The 16,036-nt window shown below is 64.9% G+C and carries 18 protein-coding genes; 6 read left to right on the forward strand and 12 right to left on the reverse strand.

The genetic code is table 11. The annotated features are described in order from the left end of the window. Positions 1 to 49: 49 nt before the first annotated feature. On the reverse strand, positions 50 to 928 hold the full coding sequence (locus QUV11_RS05530; RefSeq protein WP_300880973.1) for an MJ0042-type zinc finger domain-containing protein: 879 nt from the start codon (positions 926 to 928) through the stop codon (positions 50 to 52). Between the two features lie 231 nt (positions 929 to 1,159). Here QUV11_RS05530 and ftsE point away from each other — a divergent pair, with 231 nt between their 5' ends. The 4 genes from ftsE to QUV11_RS05550 are packed head-to-tail and all read left to right on the forward strand — an operon-like array spanning position 1,160 to position 4,033. Next, entirely contained in the window at positions 1,160 to 1,891 is a 732-nt protein-coding gene (gene ftsE, locus QUV11_RS05535; protein WP_300880974.1) for a cell division ATP-binding protein FtsE, read from the forward strand. Continuing rightward, positions 1,891 to 2,787, forward strand: coding sequence for an FtsX-like permease family protein (locus QUV11_RS05540; RefSeq protein WP_300880975.1), 897 nt, complete (start codon positions 1,891 to 1,893; stop codon positions 2,785 to 2,787). The genes ftsE and QUV11_RS05540 overlap by 1 nt, the downstream gene beginning before the upstream one ends. Further along, a complete protein-coding gene (locus QUV11_RS05545; RefSeq protein ID WP_300880977.1) occupies positions 2,784 to 3,314 on the forward strand; it encodes a YdcF family protein in 531 nt (176 codons plus the stop codon). The genes QUV11_RS05540 and QUV11_RS05545 overlap by 4 nt, the downstream gene beginning before the upstream one ends. A 2-nt stretch (positions 3,315 to 3,316) precedes the next feature. Continuing rightward, positions 3,317 to 4,033: a 1-acyl-sn-glycerol-3-phosphate acyltransferase gene (locus tag QUV11_RS05550; protein ID WP_300880978.1), complete on the forward strand. Its 717-nt coding sequence runs from the start codon at positions 3,317 to 3,319 to the stop codon at positions 4,031 to 4,033. Positions 4,034 to 4,164: 131 nt separating this feature from the next. Here the strand turns inward: QUV11_RS05550 and QUV11_RS05555 are convergent, their stop codons facing one another. The 6 genes from QUV11_RS05555 to QUV11_RS05580 all read right to left on the reverse strand — a co-directional run bounded on the left by QUV11_RS05555 (position 4,165) and on the right by QUV11_RS05580 (position 10,202). Then, complete coding sequence (locus QUV11_RS05555) at positions 4,165 to 5,142, reverse strand: ParB/RepB/Spo0J family partition protein (protein WP_300880979.1); 978 nt, start codon at positions 5,140 to 5,142, stop codon at positions 4,165 to 4,167. Continuing rightward, positions 5,142 to 5,927: a ParA family protein gene (locus QUV11_RS05560; RefSeq protein ID WP_300880980.1), complete on the reverse strand. Its 786-nt coding sequence runs from the start codon at positions 5,925 to 5,927 to the stop codon at positions 5,142 to 5,144. The genes QUV11_RS05555 and QUV11_RS05560 overlap by 1 nt, the downstream gene beginning before the upstream one ends. Continuing rightward, a complete protein-coding gene (rsmG, locus tag QUV11_RS05565) occupies positions 5,924 to 6,601 on the reverse strand; it encodes a 16S rRNA (guanine(527)-N(7))-methyltransferase RsmG (RefSeq protein ID WP_300880981.1) in 678 nt (225 codons plus the stop codon). The genes QUV11_RS05560 and rsmG overlap by 4 nt, the downstream gene beginning before the upstream one ends. Before the next feature lie 8 nt (positions 6,602 to 6,609). Next, positions 6,610 to 8,457, reverse strand: coding sequence for a tRNA uridine-5-carboxymethylaminomethyl(34) synthesis enzyme MnmG (mnmG, locus tag QUV11_RS05570; protein WP_300880982.1), 1,848 nt, complete (start codon positions 8,455 to 8,457; stop codon positions 6,610 to 6,612). A gap of 179 nt (positions 8,458 to 8,636) precedes the next feature. Continuing rightward, positions 8,637 to 9,932 carry a tRNA uridine-5-carboxymethylaminomethyl(34) synthesis GTPase MnmE gene (mnmE, locus tag QUV11_RS05575; RefSeq protein ID WP_300880983.1) on the reverse strand — a complete coding sequence of 432 codons (1,296 nt, stop codon included), beginning with the start codon at positions 9,930 to 9,932 and terminating at the stop codon, positions 8,637 to 8,639. A gap of 15 nt (positions 9,933 to 9,947) precedes the next feature. Next, positions 9,948 to 10,202 (reverse strand): DUF6489 family protein, encoded by a 255-nt coding sequence (locus QUV11_RS05580; RefSeq protein WP_300880984.1) that lies wholly within the window; start codon positions 10,200 to 10,202, stop codon positions 9,948 to 9,950. Positions 10,203 to 10,318: 116 nt separating this feature from the next. Here QUV11_RS05580 and QUV11_RS05585 point away from each other — a divergent pair, with 116 nt between their 5' ends. Together QUV11_RS05585 and QUV11_RS05590 are read left to right on the forward strand one after the other, a co-directional pair. Further along, the gene (locus QUV11_RS05585; protein WP_300880985.1) at positions 10,319 to 11,029 is read left to right on the forward strand and encodes a dienelactone hydrolase family protein; all 711 of its coding nucleotides are present in this window, start codon (positions 10,319 to 10,321) and stop codon (positions 11,027 to 11,029) included. Further along, positions 11,026 to 11,424 (forward strand): nuclear transport factor 2 family protein, encoded by a 399-nt coding sequence (locus QUV11_RS05590; protein ID WP_300880986.1) that lies wholly within the window; start codon positions 11,026 to 11,028, stop codon positions 11,422 to 11,424. Before QUV11_RS05585 ends, QUV11_RS05590 begins: the two co-directional genes overlap by 4 nt. Positions 11,425 to 11,536: 112 nt before the next feature. On the opposite strand, the gene QUV11_RS05595 is transcribed toward QUV11_RS05590, so the two are convergent. The 5 genes from QUV11_RS05595 to rho form a co-directional block, all read right to left on the reverse strand. Continuing rightward, the gene (locus QUV11_RS05595) at positions 11,537 to 11,914 is read right to left on the reverse strand and encodes a c-type cytochrome (protein ID WP_300880987.1); all 378 of its coding nucleotides are present in this window, start codon (positions 11,912 to 11,914) and stop codon (positions 11,537 to 11,539) included. After that, positions 11,911 to 12,915 carry a PQQ-binding-like beta-propeller repeat protein gene (locus tag QUV11_RS05600; protein ID WP_300880988.1) on the reverse strand — a complete coding sequence of 335 codons (1,005 nt, stop codon included), beginning with the start codon at positions 12,913 to 12,915 and terminating at the stop codon, positions 11,911 to 11,913. The genes QUV11_RS05595 and QUV11_RS05600 overlap by 4 nt, the downstream gene beginning before the upstream one ends. Positions 12,916 to 12,996: 81 nt before the next feature. Continuing rightward, positions 12,997 to 13,968, reverse strand: coding sequence for a 2OG-Fe(II) oxygenase (locus tag QUV11_RS05605; RefSeq protein ID WP_300880989.1), 972 nt, complete (start codon positions 13,966 to 13,968; stop codon positions 12,997 to 12,999). A 78-nt stretch (positions 13,969 to 14,046) separates the two neighbouring features. Next, on the reverse strand, positions 14,047 to 14,721 hold the full coding sequence (locus tag QUV11_RS05610) for a TerC family protein (RefSeq protein ID WP_300880990.1): 675 nt from the start codon (positions 14,719 to 14,721) through the stop codon (positions 14,047 to 14,049). A gap of 22 nt (positions 14,722 to 14,743) precedes the next feature. Continuing rightward, the gene (gene rho / locus QUV11_RS05615) at positions 14,744 to 16,000 is read right to left on the reverse strand and encodes a transcription termination factor Rho (RefSeq protein WP_054135170.1); all 1,257 of its coding nucleotides are present in this window, start codon (positions 15,998 to 16,000) and stop codon (positions 14,744 to 14,746) included. Positions 16,001 to 16,036 lie beyond the last annotated feature (36 nt).

A 16,036-nucleotide genomic window follows, 5' to 3' on the forward strand; every position in this document is an offset into this window, starting at 1 on the left:
GGATTATCCGGCAGACCCGATGCCGGTCGCAACCGGCGCCACACCGCAATCAGCGACGCTTGGCCCAGGCGATCTCGGCCGAGCTGGCCGAGCGGGGCACATCGACCATCGCCTGGCGGAAATCCGCCGACTGGCCTGGCTGCAGCGTCTCGACCGGCGGGTTGATGATCCAGTTGAACACCACCCGGTCCTGGGCATCGCGCAGCACCACCAGCATCGGTGGCACGTCTTGCGCGGTCTGGCTCAGATTGCGGATGGTGCCCGAAGCGGAAAAGAATTCGGTGCCATTGGGCAGGGTCCGCCGTTCCTGCTTGGTGGGCGGAAAATCGATCTGCAGATCGGGTTCGACCTCGGCAAACGGCAGGCTGTAGCTGGTCAGCGCAGCTGGCAGGCCGAAGGCATAGATCGCCGCGGCCGTTCCCGATGCGATCACCGCAAACGCCACTGCGCCCAGCATCCACAGCTTCGCCGGGTTGCGGCGAGGCCGGAAGGGCGGCTCGTGGCTGAAGCTGCTCGGGCGATCGGCGAGCGATTCATCCGCATAGGTCGCAACGATCGGGCGGCTGGCCGGCGGCACGGGCCGGGGCAAAGGCGGCAAGGTCGGCTCGGGCTCCGCTGCAGGCGCAGGCGCAGGTGCAGTTGCAGTTGCAGGGTTGGCAGCCGCGGGTGCGGGTGCCGGGGCAAGCTGGGGTGCCGGGGCAGGCGGGGGCGCTGGAGCAGGCGCAGCTGCGGGCGGCGGCGGCGACGGCGATGCCGGAGCCGCAACGGATGGCTGCGGTGGCGCAGGTTCGGGCGGCGCAACCACCTCCGGGCCGTGCTGGAACCAGTTGTGCCCGCATTTGGCGCATCGCACCGATCGCCCATCGATACCGATGGCACTGTCCGGGACCGCATAGCGGGTGTTGCACGCGGGGCACGCAATAATCATGGCGTTTCTAACCACGCCGCGCGAATCGCTGCAAGGGGATTGCGGCGCCCGCTGCGACCTCTCAACCCTTTTTCCACCGGAGTTTGCCCGCCGGAGCTATAATTCAATGGGTTGGCGACGTTCAGACCCCCATGGCCGGCACCATCGGCACCGCAGAGTCCATCGCGATGCGCATTGTGATTGCCTGCCCGGTCCACCCCGCGCTATCGCCTGCGCATGAGCAGCGCGACCATGGATAGCATCGTCCAGTTCGAGAATGTCGGGCTGCGGTATGGCACCGGCCCGGAGGCGCTGTCCGACCTCTCTTTCACCCTGTTCTCGGGCCAGTTCTACTTCCTCACCGGGCCTTCCGGCGCGGGCAAATCCTCGCTGCTCAGGCTGCTGTATCTTGCTCAGCGGCCAAGTCGCGGCATGATCCGGCTGTTCGACAGCGATCTCGTCACCCTGAGCCGTGACCGGATGCCTGGCTTTCGGCGCCGGATCGGTGTGGTGTTCCAGGATTTCCGACTGGTGCCGCATCTCTCGGCGTTCGATAACATTGCGCTGCCGCTGCGTATTGCCGGGATGCGCGATGCCGATCTGGCCACCCCGGTGCGCGAGATTCTCGACTGGGTGGGGCTCAGCGCGCGCGGCGATGCATTGCCCGCCACGCTGTCGGGCGGCGAGCAGCAGCGCGTCGCCATCGCGCGCGCGGTGATCACCCGGCCCGACATCCTGGTGGCGGACGAGCCCACCGGCAACGTCGACCCCGAGATGGCCGTCAAACTGCTGCGCCTGTTCGAGGCGCTCAACCGGATGGGCACCACGATCATCGTCGCGACCCATGACATCCACCTGATGACGCGGATCAAGCGCGCGCAGATGATGCGGCTCGAGGGCGGGCGCCTGTTCGACCCGACCGGCGCCCTGCGTTATCCGCCCAAACCATCGGATCTGCGCGGCTGGGACGAGGACCGGGGCTGATGCTGGGCGCGATGTTTCCCACGGCGCATGACCGTCGGCTGATCCCGCAGGCACGGCTGACCGGGCCGATGCCTTGGGTGATCGCGGTGATGCTGTTTCTCACCCTGCTCGCCGCCGCCGCCGCACTGGCGCTGGGCAGCGCTGCGGACCAGATCAATGCCGACCTGGCCGGGCGCGCCACGGTGCAGATCGTCAACGCCGATCCGGAGGCGCGCGAGCGTCAGGCGAGCGCCGCCGAGGCGGTGCTGCGCTCCGACCGGGCGGTGGCGTCGGTGACGGTGGTCAGCGATGCCGAGGTGCGCTCGTTGCTGTCGCCCTGGCTCGGCAGCGGCGCCGGCAGCAAGGATATCCCCCTGCCCAGCCTGATCGACGTGAGCTTCCGCCAGGCTGCCGACAAGGCGACGTTGGACCGGCTGCGCGGCGCGATGGCGCAGGCCGCACCCGATGCGCGGATCGACGCGCATGGCCAATGGCTGCGCCCGGTGTTCGAGCTGATCGGCACGCTGCGCTGGCTGGCGATCGCACTGGTCGCCCTGCTGGTGCTCGCCAGCATCGCCTCGGTCACGCTCTCGGCACGCAGCAGTTTCGCCGCACACGCCGAAACCATTGATATCATGCACCTTCTGGGCAGCACCCATGCGCAAATCGCGCGATTGTTCCAGCGCCGGATCGCGCTCGACGCGGCGTTGGGCGCGCTGTTCGCCTGTTTGCTCGCCGCGCCGGTGCTGTGGCTGCTCGGCGAGGCTGCCGCGCGGCTCGATTCGGGGCTGGTGTCTGCCGGATCGTTCGGGCCGCTCGACTGGCTGCTGCTTGCAACCGTGCCGATTGCGGGTATTGCGCTGGCAGTGATCACCGCACGCATCACCGTGCTGGATGCGCTCAGGAAAAAACTGTGATTGTCCGCCTTTTGTCATCGGTCATGCTGGCCTGGATCCTCGGCTTCGCCTGGTTTGCGATCCTGCTGCCGCAACCGCTGGGCGAACTGCAGACCGATGCCGTCGTTGTCCCCACTGGCGGGCCGTTGCGGATCGATCGGGGGCTCGAGGCGCTGCGCAACGAATGGGCGGAGCGGCTGCTCATCTCGGGTGTCGACCGCGACGTCCGCCCGGCCGAGCTCAACGCGCAATATCCCGGCTCCACCGCGCTGTTCGATTGCTGCGTCGATCTGGGCTTTCGCGCCTATGACACCCGCTCGAACGGGATCGAGACCGCGCGCTGGGCCGAACAGCGCGAGGTGAGATCGGTGCGGCTGGTAACCACCGACTGGCACATGCGCCGCGCCGAATATGAATTGCGCCGCGCGCTGCCCGACAACATCGCAATCTATACCGATGCGGTGGCCAGCAAGCCCAGTCTGATGACCTTGTGGCGCGAGTACAACAAGCTGGTGCTGCGCGTGCTGGCCGGGTTGTTCGGGGTTTGACGATGCGGACTTTGCTCGCCCTGTTGCGCACGATCCTGTTTACCATCGCCTTTTACGGCGGGTCGGTGCCGATCGTCATCGTCGCCTTTATCATCCTGCCGTTCTCGCGGCACCGGCTGCAGGGCATGGCGCGGTTCTGGGGCACCTACCACTATGTCTGCGCCCGCACGCTGCTCGGCATCCGGGCGCGCATCGACGGTGCGATTCCCGACGGCCAGGTGCTCTACGCGATCAAGCACGAGAGTTTTTTCGAGACGATCGAGCTGCTGCGAATCTTCAACCGTCCTGCGGTCGTCGCCAAGATCGAACTGTCGCGCATCCCGTTGTGGAGCCAGATCGCACGGACATACGGCATGATTTTCATCGACCGTTCGGGCGGTGCGGTTGCGCTGCGTTCGATGATGACCGAGGTCCGCAGGTTCGTCGCCGAGGGCCGGTCGATCGTGATCTATCCCGAAGGCACCAGCATTCCCCCCGGCGAACAGCCGCCCCTTCAGGCTGGCTTTGCCGGGCTGTACAAGCTCGCCAAACTGCCGGTGGTCCCGATCGCGCTCGACAGCGGGTGTCTGTATCCGCGCCGCGGGTTCATCAAGCACCCGGGGGTCGTCACCTACAAGTTCGGCGAGATCATCCCCGCCGGCCTTCCCCGCGAAGAAATCGAGGCGCGGGTGCACGCGGCGATCAACGTGCTCAACGATTCGGGACGGATTTCGTCTTAGTGATTTCGTCTTAGCACAGCACCGTCACCCCCGCGCAGGCGGGGGTCCCGCTTTGGCGCCACACTTGCAGCAAAGCGGAATTCCCGCCTTCGCGGGGATGACAGAGATTGGTCTTTAAACCACTGAAAAGACTAGATAATATCACCTGACAACCGCTGACAGATCAGGTCGAGCTGGTCCAGATTGCCATAGCGGATGGTCACGCTGCCGGAGCGCTGGTTGGCGTCGGTCATGATCTTGACCTTGAGCCCGAGCAGGTCCTCCAGATGGCGTTCGACCGCCGCGATATCGGCATTGCTGGCCGAATCATCGCTGCCCTGCCCCGAGCCCTTGCGACGCGCGCTGGGTGCCGTTCCCGAAGCGTCGCTGCGCGCCCGCCGCACCAGCTCTTCGACCTCGCGCACCGACAGCCCGCGATCGACCACCTCGGCAGCGATCGCCTCGGCATCGGGCACGTTGATCAGCGCGCGGGCGTGGCCCATGCTCAGGCTCTTGTCGGCGATCATCTTGAGCACCGGCTGCGGCAACGCCAGCAGCCGCATCAGATTGGCGATGTGGCTGCGCGACTTGTCGACCATCCGCGCGACCTCGACCGGGGTATAGCCCTGATCGCCGACCAGCCGCTGATAGGCCTCGGCCTCTTCGACAGGATTGAGATCCTCGCGCTGGATATTCTCGATCAGCGCCAGCGCAAAGGTATCGGGATCGCTGAGCTCGCGGACGATCGCGGGAATCTCGTGCAGCCGCGCGCGCTGCGCCGCGCGCCAGCGGCGTTCGCCGGCGACCAATTCGTACCCGCCGCCGCTGCGGGGACGGACGATCACCGGCTGGATCACCCCGCGCTGCGCGATCGACCGCGCCAGGTCGTCGAGCGCCTCTTCGTCGAACCAGCGGCGCGGCTGTCCCGGGTGCGGGCGGATTTCGGACAGCGGCAGCGTCCTCAGCCCTGTCGCCGGCATCGCTTGCCCCGAAGGCTCATCATCGCGCCGGATCAAAGGCTCCTCGCGCACCGCTTCCCCAAGCAGCGCGTTGAGGCCACGGCCAAGCCCGGACGGACGCTTGCGTCCCAGCGCCTTGGCGACATCGGGCAGATCGTGTTCCTCGGCCATCAGGCGGCTTCCTCTTCGACCCGGGGCAGCCGGGAAATGAACTCACGTGCCAGCGCGATATAGGCTTCCGACCCGACGCAGCGATGATCGTAGATCAGTGCCGGCATGCCGTGGCTGGGCGCCTCGGACAGGCGGACGTTGCGCGGGATGACGGTATCGAACACCAGTTTGCCAAGCACCGCGCGGACGTCATCGGACACCTGATCGGTCAGCCGGTTGCGCCGGTCGTACATCGTCAGCACCACCCCGATGATCGCGAGGTCCGGATTGAAGCGCTGCTGCACCCGTTCGACCGTCTGGAGCAGCTGGCTCAATCCTTCGAGCGCAAAAAATTCACACTGCAGCGGCACCAGCACCTGGTCGGTTGCGACCAGCGCGTTGAGCGTCAGCAGCCCCAGCGAAGGCGGACAATCGATCAGGCATACCTGCCAGCGGCCCGCGCTGGCCGAGTCCATCGCCATCTTCATGCGGTGGGTACGATGCTCGAGATCGACGAGTTCGATTTCTGCGCCCGACAGGTCGACGGTGGCGGGAACGATGTCCAGGCCGGGAATCTGGGTGGGCACGCTGCACTGCGCGAGCGAGCTTTCATTGGTGAGCAGGTCATAGCTCGAAAACTCGCGGTCGTTGCGCGCGATGCCGAGGCCGGTCGAGGCATTGCCCTGCGGGTCGAGATCGATCAGCAACACCTTCAGCCCGGTCGCAGCCAGGGCCGTCGCCAGGTTGATCGCGGTGGTGGTCTTGCCAACCCCGCCTTTCTGATTCGCGACCGCAATGCGGATCATGATGGGCTCCTGTGGCTGCGCTTCTGCCCGACGCCACTGTGCTGGGTGATGGTTCCGGTTCCAACCAAAATGGCGGCATCGGCATCCGTTAAACTGTGTTCCACGTGAAACACATGGTGCCACGCCGGGTCGATGCTTTCCAGTTCCGCAGCAGCATTTCGGCCCTTCGGCAGCAACCAGCACGTTTTATCTGTGGAAAACCTTTGGGCACTCTCCAACAGTTTGGGCAAGGGTGCGAACGCGCGGGCAGAAATATAATCCGCACTAACCGTCGGGACCCGCTCGAGCGGCATCCCGGCCACATCCACCTGGCCACGCAGGCCGAGATGATCGACGGCGCGCTCGAGATAGGAAATCCGCAATCCGCGCGATTCGACCAGGGTGACCTGGCATGGCGCCAGAAGCGCGATGACCAGACCTGGAAACCCTGCGCCACTGCCCAGATCGATCCAGCGCTGCCCAGCTTGAGGCCGTGCAAACCGCAGCAGCTGCGCGCTGTCGACGATGTGGCGTTGCCATATTTGGGGCAGCGTAGATGCCGACACCAGATTTTGACCAGCGGCCTCAGCGATCACGAACGCACGCAGGCATTCCAGACGCTCCATCGTTTCACGTGAAACATCCAGCACATCGGTCAGCCAGGATTGGGCCTCATCTTCGGTCTGAATAATCATTGTCTGGGTCATGCTGCCTGGCGACGGGCGTGGACGAGGATCGCGGCAAGCGCAGCCGGGGTCACCCCGCGAATGCGTCCGGCTTCAGCCAGTGTCTCAGGCCGCGCCAGGCTGAGCCGCTCCACCATTTCGTTGGAGAGACCGGTGATCGCGCGGTAGTCGATATCCCCACCCAGGCTGATGCGCTCATTGGCGCGCAGGTCGCGCAGTTCGGCATCCTGCCGCGCCAGATACGGCGCATAGACAGCGTCTTCCTCGATCTCGGCGATCAGATCGTCAGCCAGATCATGCTCCCCCTCGATCAGCGGAGATAGCGACGCCAGCGAAATCGCCGGGAAGCGCAACCAATCCTGCAAGCTCTGACGCGCCCCATCGGCCTTGACAGGCAGCCCCAGGGCAGCGAGCTCGGCGCAACTGGCCGGACGCTGGAGCGCTGTCAGCAATCCTGCCTTGGCGCGCTGACGCCGCTCGAACCACGCCTGGCGTTCATCGCCCACACAGCCATTGCCGATCGCCAGCCCGGTCAGCCGATCCGAGGCGTTGTTGGCGCGCAGCCGCAGCCGGTACTCGGCGCGTGCGGTGAGCATCCGGTAAGGTTCGGTCACGCCCTGCAAAACGAGGTCATCGATCATCACCGCCAGATAGCTGGTTGCGCGATCGGGCAGTTCGATCTGGCGTCCAAGCACCTGCCCCGCCGCTGCCATGCCGGCCACCAGACCCTGGGCTGCAGCTTCCTCGTATCCCGTGGTTCCGTTGATCTGCCCGGCGCAGTACAGCCCGGGGATTGCCCGCACCTGAAGCTGATGATCGAGCGCCCGCGGATCGATATGGTCATATTCCACCGCATAGCCCGGCACGACGATCTCAGCGCACTCGAGCCCGGCCATCGAACGCACGAAGGCGCGCTGGACATCGGTCGGCAGCGACGTGGAAATTCCGTTGGGATAGACCAGATGTGTGTCCAGTCCCTCGGGCTCGAGGAACACCTGGTGGCCATCGCGATCGCCAAAGCGGTGGATCTTGTCCTCGATTGACGGGCAGTACCGCGGCCCCTGCGCGCCGATCGCGCCGCTGAACAGCGGCGAGCGATCGAGGTTTACACGGATGATGTCATGCGTCTGCTGGCAGGTACGGGTAATCGCGCAGAACACCTGCGGCACGCTGCGGCCTTGACTGCGCGGCGACATCGTCCAGCCATCGCTGTCACTGGGCTGCTTATCGAGCATCGCCCAGTCGATCGTGCGTCCGTCGATCCTCGGCGGGGTCCCGGTCTTGAGCCGCGCCATGGGAAGCTCGGCAGCGCGGAGCTGCTGCGCCAGCAAGCTCGCGCCCGGCTCGCCGATGCGTCCACCCTCGAGCCGCTCTTCGCCGCGAAACATGCGTCCGCCCAGGAACGTACCGGTCGCCAGCACCACCGCCCGCGCAGCGATGCTGGTGCCATCGGCCATACTCACCCCGGACACCCGGCCGCTTTCGATCCGAATTGCGGCGACTTCACCTTCGACGATATGGAGATTGTCCTGCTCGCCCAGCATCCGCTGAATGGCAGCCTTGTAAAGCTTGCGGTCGGCCTGGACGCGAGGCCCCTGCACCGCACTGCCCTTGGAGCTGTTGAGCATCCGGTAGTGAATCGCCGCCTGATCGGCCGCGCGCGCGATCAGCCCGTCTAAGGCATCGACCTCGCGGACCAGATGGCCCTTGCCCAAGCCGCCGATCGCGGGGTTGCACGACATCGCCCCGATCGCATCGCGGGTGAAGCTGACCAGTGCCGTGCGCGCACCCATCCGAGCGGCCACAGCCGCAGCCTCGCATCCGGCATGACCGCCGCCGACAACCAGAACATCGAATTGAACCATGACACCGCGCATAGCGCAGTTGCGGGATTCGGTCGAGGGGTTGGGAAGATCATCTCTCCCCTCCCGCTTGCGGGAGGGGTGGCTGAGCCGAAGGCGAAGACGGGGTGGGCCTGACGTTAGCTCCGGTTCAAGCCCACCCCGGCCTACGGCCTCCCCTCCCGCTTGCGGGAGGGGAGAGGTTATTTGCCGATGCAGAAGTTCCCGAACAGCGCGTCGAGCATATCCTCGACATGGGTGCGCCCGAGCAGTTGGTCGAGCGCCAACCGCGCGTGCCGAAGCGATTCCGCGCGCAGCAGCAGGTCATCCTGCTGGCCTGCGCGGTCGAGCGCCTCGGTGCATTCGGACAGCAGCCGATGCTGGCGCGCGTTGAGCGCGACATCGCCCGCTCCCGGCAGCAGTGTCTGTGCGGTCATCACGAGGTCGTCAATCAGTCCGTCCAAGCCGATCCCGGTCCTAGCCGATAGCCTGTGCCGGGCAGCGGTCTTTGTTTCACGTGAAACATCGATGCGATCAATCTGCGTCTCGATCTCCCAGGCCCTTGCCCCGCCCTGCCCCTCGGGCCCAAGCCACAATAGGATATCGGCCACCGCCATCGCATCGCGGGCGCGGTCGATCCCGATCGCTTCGATCACCTCCGCGCCCTCATCGCGCAAGCCGGCCGTGTCGGTGAAGACGAACGGGATACCCTTCAGCCCGACCGGGACCTCGATCAGATCGCGCGTGGTCCCGGCGATGTCCGAGACGATCGCAGCTTCCCGCTGAACTAGGGCGTTGAGCAGGGTCGACTTGCCGCTGTTGGGTGGGCCCGCCAGCACGACGCGAATACCATCGCGCAACCGCTCAGCCCGCGGCCGCTGAAGCGCTGCGCCGATGTGGCTCGCCAGAGCGATGATGCCCTGCCCCGTGGTATCCGCCACACCGCTGGCGACATCATCCTCGTCGGAAAAATCAAGCTCGGCTTCGATCAGCGCCGAAAGCCGCAAGACCTCCTGCCGCCAGCTTTCGACCTGGCGCGACAGGTGCCCGCTGGCCATCCGGATCGCAGCGACGCGCTGGGCCTCGGTCTCGGCAAACAGCAGGTCGGACAATCCCTCGGCCTCGGCCAGGTCCATCCGCCCGTTGAGGAAAGCCCGGCGGGTGAACTCGCCCGGCTCGGCCAGTCGCAAGTCCGGCATGCGCGCCAGCACGGCTTCCACCGCCCGCACCACCGCGCGACCGCCGTGCAGATGCAGCTCGGCAAGGTCTTCCCCGGTTGCCGTGGTCGGCCCGGGAAACCATAGCACCAGCGCACGGTCGAGCAGACCGCCGTCATCAGGATCCTGCAGGGAACGCAGAACCGCGTGGCGCGGCGACGGCAGTCCGCCGGACAAGGCCGCCAGCGCATTGCCGGCGCCCGGCCCGCTGATCCTGATGATGGCCAATGCCGCAGGCGGTGCGCCGCTGGACAGCGCAAAGATCGTATCGCCTGCGTGCATTGTTAAGGGATGTGGTCAGCTGCCGCTTTTGGGCTTGCCGCTGGCACCCGATGCTGCGGCTTCCATGATCTGCTGGAAGAAGCGCAGCCCCATCTCACCCATGGGTGCGATGTTCTTGGCCATGGTCTGCAGCTGGTCGACGTTGCTGGTGCCCTTCATCGCGTTCACGACACCATCGACATAGGTCCGGTTGACATCGGACACGTCAGGCAGCCCCATGAACCGGCGCATTTCTTCGGGGGAGCAATCGACTTCGATATTCACTTTCATGGCAATCTACCTTCTTGCAGCGCAAAGGCCCCCAAGCCCCAGTTTTACGCTTATCTGCAATGGCAAAGTGGGTATAAATGGCCGCCAAAGCAAACGAATTGATGATGGAGAGCAAAATGGGTTCGATGCACAGCATCCAGACTTTCGACCACGCCGGGAAGTTCGACGCCTATGTCGCAACGCCCGAGGGTGCGCCCAAGGCAGCGATCATCGTGATCCAGGAGATATTCGGGGTCAATCCGGGCATCCGGCAGAAGTGCGATGGCTGGGCTGCCCAAGGCTATCTCGCGGTCGCGCCCGATCTGTTCTGGCGGATCAAGCCGGGCATCGAACTCGATCCGGATGTCGAAGCCGAGCTGCAGGAAGCGTTCGGCTATTTCGGCCAATATGATGCCGATGACGGCGTAAAGGACATCGAGGCGACGATCCGTGCGATCCGTGCAGGCGTCGGCGGGCTGGACGGCGTCGCCAAGGTGGGTGCGGTGGGCTACTGCCTCGGCGGCAAGCTTGCCTATATGACGGCAGCGCGCACCGATATCGACGCCAGCGTCGGCTATTACGGCGTGATGATCGACCAGATGATCAACGAATCGCATGCCATCGCCAATCCGCTGATGCTGCACATCCCCAAGGCCGATCATTTCGTCGGGCCTGAAGCGCAGGCCGCGATCCATGCGGGGCTGGATGATCACCCCAAGGTGACGCTGTACGATTATGACGGGCTCGATCATGGTTTTGCCGCCGAGATGGGCGACCGCCGCGACGAGGAGGGCGCGCAGCTCGCAGACAGCCGTACCCAGGCGTTTTTCGCCGAGCATCTTGCATGAGCGCGGCGTCGGCAGGGGTCGCCGCCTGGCATGATTACATGCACGGCGGCTCCGACCCCGACAAGCTGGGCGCAATGATCGCAGACGACGCGGTGTTCCACTCGCCGGTGGTCCACACCCCGCAAGAGGGCAAGGCCAAGGTCTTCGCCTATCTCCACGCCGCCGCGCATGTGCTGGGCAACGACAGCTTCCATTATGTCCGGCAGATCATCGACGGCGACACCGCGATGCTCGAATTCGCGCTCGAGCTCGACGGCATCCAGGTCAACGGCGTCGACATCATCCGGTGGAACGACGCGGGCCAGATCGAGGACTTCAAGGTCATGGTCCGCCCGATGAAAGCGATGAACAAGGTCTGGGAGAAAATGGGCGAGATGCTGGCGAAGGCGGGGTAGAATAATCTCTGTTGCCGTCATTCCCGCGAACGCGGGAATCCCGCTTTGGCGCGACGATGACAAGTGAGCGGGACCCCCGCGTTCGCGGGGGTGACGGTTATAACCGCTTGGGTTAGTTGGAAGCCATGAGATAAGCAATGATCGCCGCGCGTTCGTCGGCCTTCGTCAGCCCGAAGAATCCCATTTGATTGCCAGGCGCCACGGCTTGCGGATCGGTGAGAAACCGGTCCAGAAGCTCGGGCGTCCAGCGCGGGTTGGCACTCGAGAAGTTCTTGAAAGCCTTGGAATATTTAAAGCCCGGATCCGCGGCGATGGCCCGTCCGGACAGCCCGTAAAGATTGGGCCCGCTCAGCCCCGTCTCGCCCTTGGTAACCGAATGGCAGCTATAGCAGCGCTGGAACGCGCGTTCACCGCTCTGGTTAGGGCTTTGCCCCGACGAGACGGTCGGTATCACCAGTGCGAGCGCGAGCGCGCCAAGCCAGCGGATCATCTGGCCTCGGTACGGATGACCATCATCCGCTCGGTGCCCGATTCAGGCAGCATCACCTCGCCCTTGCGGCCGAGGATCTGGCGGACGTTGGCCCCCTCGCCGCTGCCTGGATAGCGCGCGGTGAATTTCTCGGTGCGCGGGTCGAACACGCGGGTCGAGTTGTCTCCGAAGTCGCTGACCCATACCATGTCGCGCTCGTCGACATAGACCGCATAGGCCTTGGGCGCATCGCCGGGCAGCTTCCAGGTCTTCCAGCTCGTGTTCGAGGGGCGATAGCGATAGAGCTCGCCGCTGTTCCAGCCGGTGATCCACAGATCGCCCTGGCTGTCCGCCCAGACCCGGCGAAGCCCGGCGCCCGGCGTCGGCGGCTCGATCACGCTGATCTCGCCGGTCGCGCTGTCGATCTTCGCCAGATGGCTTCCGGCGAGCGAGACATACCATACGGTGCCATCAGGCGCGGTGGCGATGCCATAGGGGCCGCGGCCCTTGGGGTCTTTCCACACGTCGACCTTGCCGGTGGCAGCATCGACCTTGCCGTAAACCCCGTTCTGGCCAGTGAACCAGTGCGTGCCTTTGCCGTCGAACGCGCCGGTGTTGAGGTTGGTGTAGCCGGTGTCTTCAGGCAGCTTCCACACGTCGATCTTGCCGTCCTCGGGGTTGTAGCGGACGATGGCGTTCTGACCGCCATCGGTGATCCACGCCATGCCGTCAGGACCCTGGATGACGCCATGCGGCGCGGATTCGGGGCCGAGCGGGACTTGCACAACCTTGCCGGTGACCGGGTCGAGGATGCCCAGCGCACCCTGGCGTTGGGCTGTGTACCAGATCTTGCCATCGGGGGCGGGGGCGACGTCATGCGGGCGCGACCCCTCGGGCAGCTCGAACAAGGTCACCGCCTCGGATATTTCTGCCGATGCGGCGATCTGCGCCTGCTCCTTGGCGCTCGCCATGCTGGTGGCCAATGCCGCCACCGCAATTCCTGTCAGCATTACCCGCATCATCGCCCGCTCCTCCGTCTGTCGTCTGCGCACAGTCTATCAGGATCCAACCCTGCAGGCGTCGAATTGTTTCCGCCCGATCCGCTATGCTGCCGCGTCATCGCACCATGGCGTCCATTTTCGGGTGCGGATCCAACGTGTCGCCACCCATTTTTCGCCGCGGTCCACCGCCGTGCCGGCATGGCGGGTGCGCGAATCGATCGCGCCATCCGCCGTGGTGTTGGCAAACAGCAGCATCGCGCCGCGCCGGGGAGCAACCTGCAGGCCGATCAGCGGAAAGTCGGTGGCGCCGCCCTCGAAGGCCTCGTTGAGATAGACGATCGCGGTCCATTGGCGCTGGTTAGTCACCTGCGGCAGACCGTCGTGGTGCAGCCGGTATTGCTGGCCCGGCGTATAGCGCAAGACATGCAGCATCTCGCCGGCACGCCAGTCGGTCCCGGTGATGGCGGCAATCCGCCGGTTGATGGCATTGATCACGCAATCCTCTTCGACCGGGCCGAAATTGGTGCCGTGTGAGGTGCGCACCGGGTGCGGTACCCGCCTGCGCGTGGCGGGATCGACGACAAAGCTCGGTGCCAGCCTGGAACGCGCCGCATCCATGACATAGTCGCATACGCCCGGTGGCAGAGCGTCGGCAAACAGCCGAATATCCGGGTTCTGGCTGAGGCACGCGCCGACCGGCATGGGCGCCTGTTCCAGCATCTCCAGCGCCGCAAGCTGGCCTGCATAACGAGGGTCTGATGGCGCCCGCGCGCGCACGGCGCGGATTGCAGCGTCCGGGTGGTCGGGCCCGGCCAGGCCATTGGCGAGCAGCGCGATATCTGCAGCGATGGCCTCGGCGTGATGCTGGCCAGCCGCCGAACGGAACAGCCGGGCTGCTGCTTCGGGATCCCGATCGACATACTGGCCATAGAGCCGCCAGAGGCCCAGCTCATATTGCGCGTCGGCGTTGCCCTCGTCCGCAAGCCGGCCAAGCAGCGACGCCGCATCGGACGCCTGCCCGCGCGACAGCAAGCTGCCCAGTTGTCGGCGAAGATCGACGCCTGCCTCTGTCATTGCTGCAATCCTTCTCGCGCCATCCCCTCCATGTAGCAAATTCCGGAGGCAGGACGCGAGCCTGGATCGGGCAGAAATCTAGAACAGGGTACCGACCCCGACCACCGGATCGACAAAGCCGTCATAGATCATCTTGCCCGCGACATACAGGATCACGAGGAGGCCGAAATAGGCGATCCAGCGATAGCGCTCGATGTATTTGGCGATGAAGTTGGCAGCGACCCCCATCAGCGCAACCGCGAGGATCAGGCCGACGATCAGGATGCCGGGGTGTTCGCGCGCCGCGCCCGCGACGGCCAGGACATTGTCGAGGCTCATCGACACATCGGCCACCGCAACCGCCCAGGCGGCCGAGGCAAAGCTCTTGGCAGGCTTCAGCCCGCTATTCTCATCGCCCTCGACTTCCGGCGATCCAGGCGATCCGCCCGCAGGTTGCAGCTCGCGGTACATCTTCCACGAGACCCACAGCAGCAGCAGACCGCCAGCAAAAATCAGGCCGACAATCTGCATCAGCTGGGTCACCACCAAGGCAAAGGCGATGCGCAGCACCAGAGCGGCAATGATGCCGATCAGGATGACCTTGCGACGCTGATCGGCGGGCAGACCCGCGGCCAGCGCGCCAACGACAATCGCGTTGTCGCCGGCGAGCAGGATATCGATCATCAACACCTGGCCGAATGCAAACCACGCCGCAGCGTCGCCGGCAAACAGCCCGGAAAAGTCCATGACGATGTGGGACCAGAATTCGCTCATCAGCGCAGTACCCTTCAGGCTTTTACTGGTTCATCGAGTCGAAGAAGTCTTCGTTGGTCTTCGAATCCTTCATCTTGTCGAGCAGGAATTCCATCGCATCGATGGTGCCCATCTGCATGAGGATGCGGCGCAGCACCCACATTTTCGACAGGATGTCCTTCTCGACCAGCAGCTCTTCCTTGCGGGTGCCGGACTTGCCGACATCCAATGCGGGGAAGATGCGCTTGTCGGCGACCTTGCGATCCAGCACGATTTCCGAGTTGCCGGTGCCCTTGAACTCTTCGAAGATGACCTCGTCCATGCGGCTGCCGGTGTCGATCAGCGCGGTGGCGATGATCGAGAGCGAACCGCCCTCCTCGATGTTGCGCGCAGCACCGAAGAAGCGCTTGGGGCGCTGCAATGCGTTGGCATCGACGCCGCCGGTCAGCACCTTGCCCGACGAGGGCACCACGGTGTTGTAGGCACGGCCCAGACGCGTGATCGAATCGAGCAGGATGACGACATCCTTCTTGTGCTCGACCAGACGCTTGGCCTTTTCGATCACCATTTCGGCGACCTGGACGTGACGCTGCGCAGGTTCGTCGAACGTGGACGAGATGACCTCGCCCTTGACGCTGCGCTGCATGTCGGTGACTTCCTCGGGCCGCTCGTCGATCAGCAGCACGATGAGGAAAACCTCGGGATGGTTGTCGGTAATCGCCTTGGCGATGTTCTGCAGCAGCACGGTCTTGCCCACGCGCGGCGGGGCTACGATCAGCGCGCGCTGGCCCTTGCCCTGCGGCGAGACGATGTCGATGACGCGCGCCGACTTGTCCTTGACGGTCGGGTCGAGCGTGTCGAGCCGCAGCTTTTCGTCAGGGTAGAGCGGGGTCAGGTTGTCGAAGTTGACGCGGTGACGCACGACATCGGGATCATCGAAATTGACTGCGGTGAGCTTGGTCAGCGCGAAGTAGCGTTCGCCGTCGCGCGGTGCGCGGATCTCGCCTTCGACCGTGTCCCCGGTGCGCAGGCCGAAGCGGCGCACCTGGTTGGGAGAGACATAGATATCATCGGGCCCGGCGAGATAGTTCGCCTCGGGGCTGCGCAGAAACCCGAACCCGTCGGACAGCACTTCGATGGTGCCGAGGCCCATGATGAGCTCGCCATCATCGGCCAGTTCCTTGAGGATCGCGAACATCAGGTCCTGGCGGCGGAGCGTCGAGGCGCTCTCGACGCCCAGCTCTTCGGCCATGGTGACGAGTTCAGCGGGGGTTTTCTGCTTAAGTTCTTTAAGATGCATGAGGTGCAGGTTTCCGTGGGATGGGTGCCGCAAAAA

The organism is Blastomonas sp. (assembly GCF_030373265.1).
Classification (GTDB): Bacteria; Pseudomonadota; Alphaproteobacteria; order Sphingomonadales; family Sphingomonadaceae; genus Blastomonas.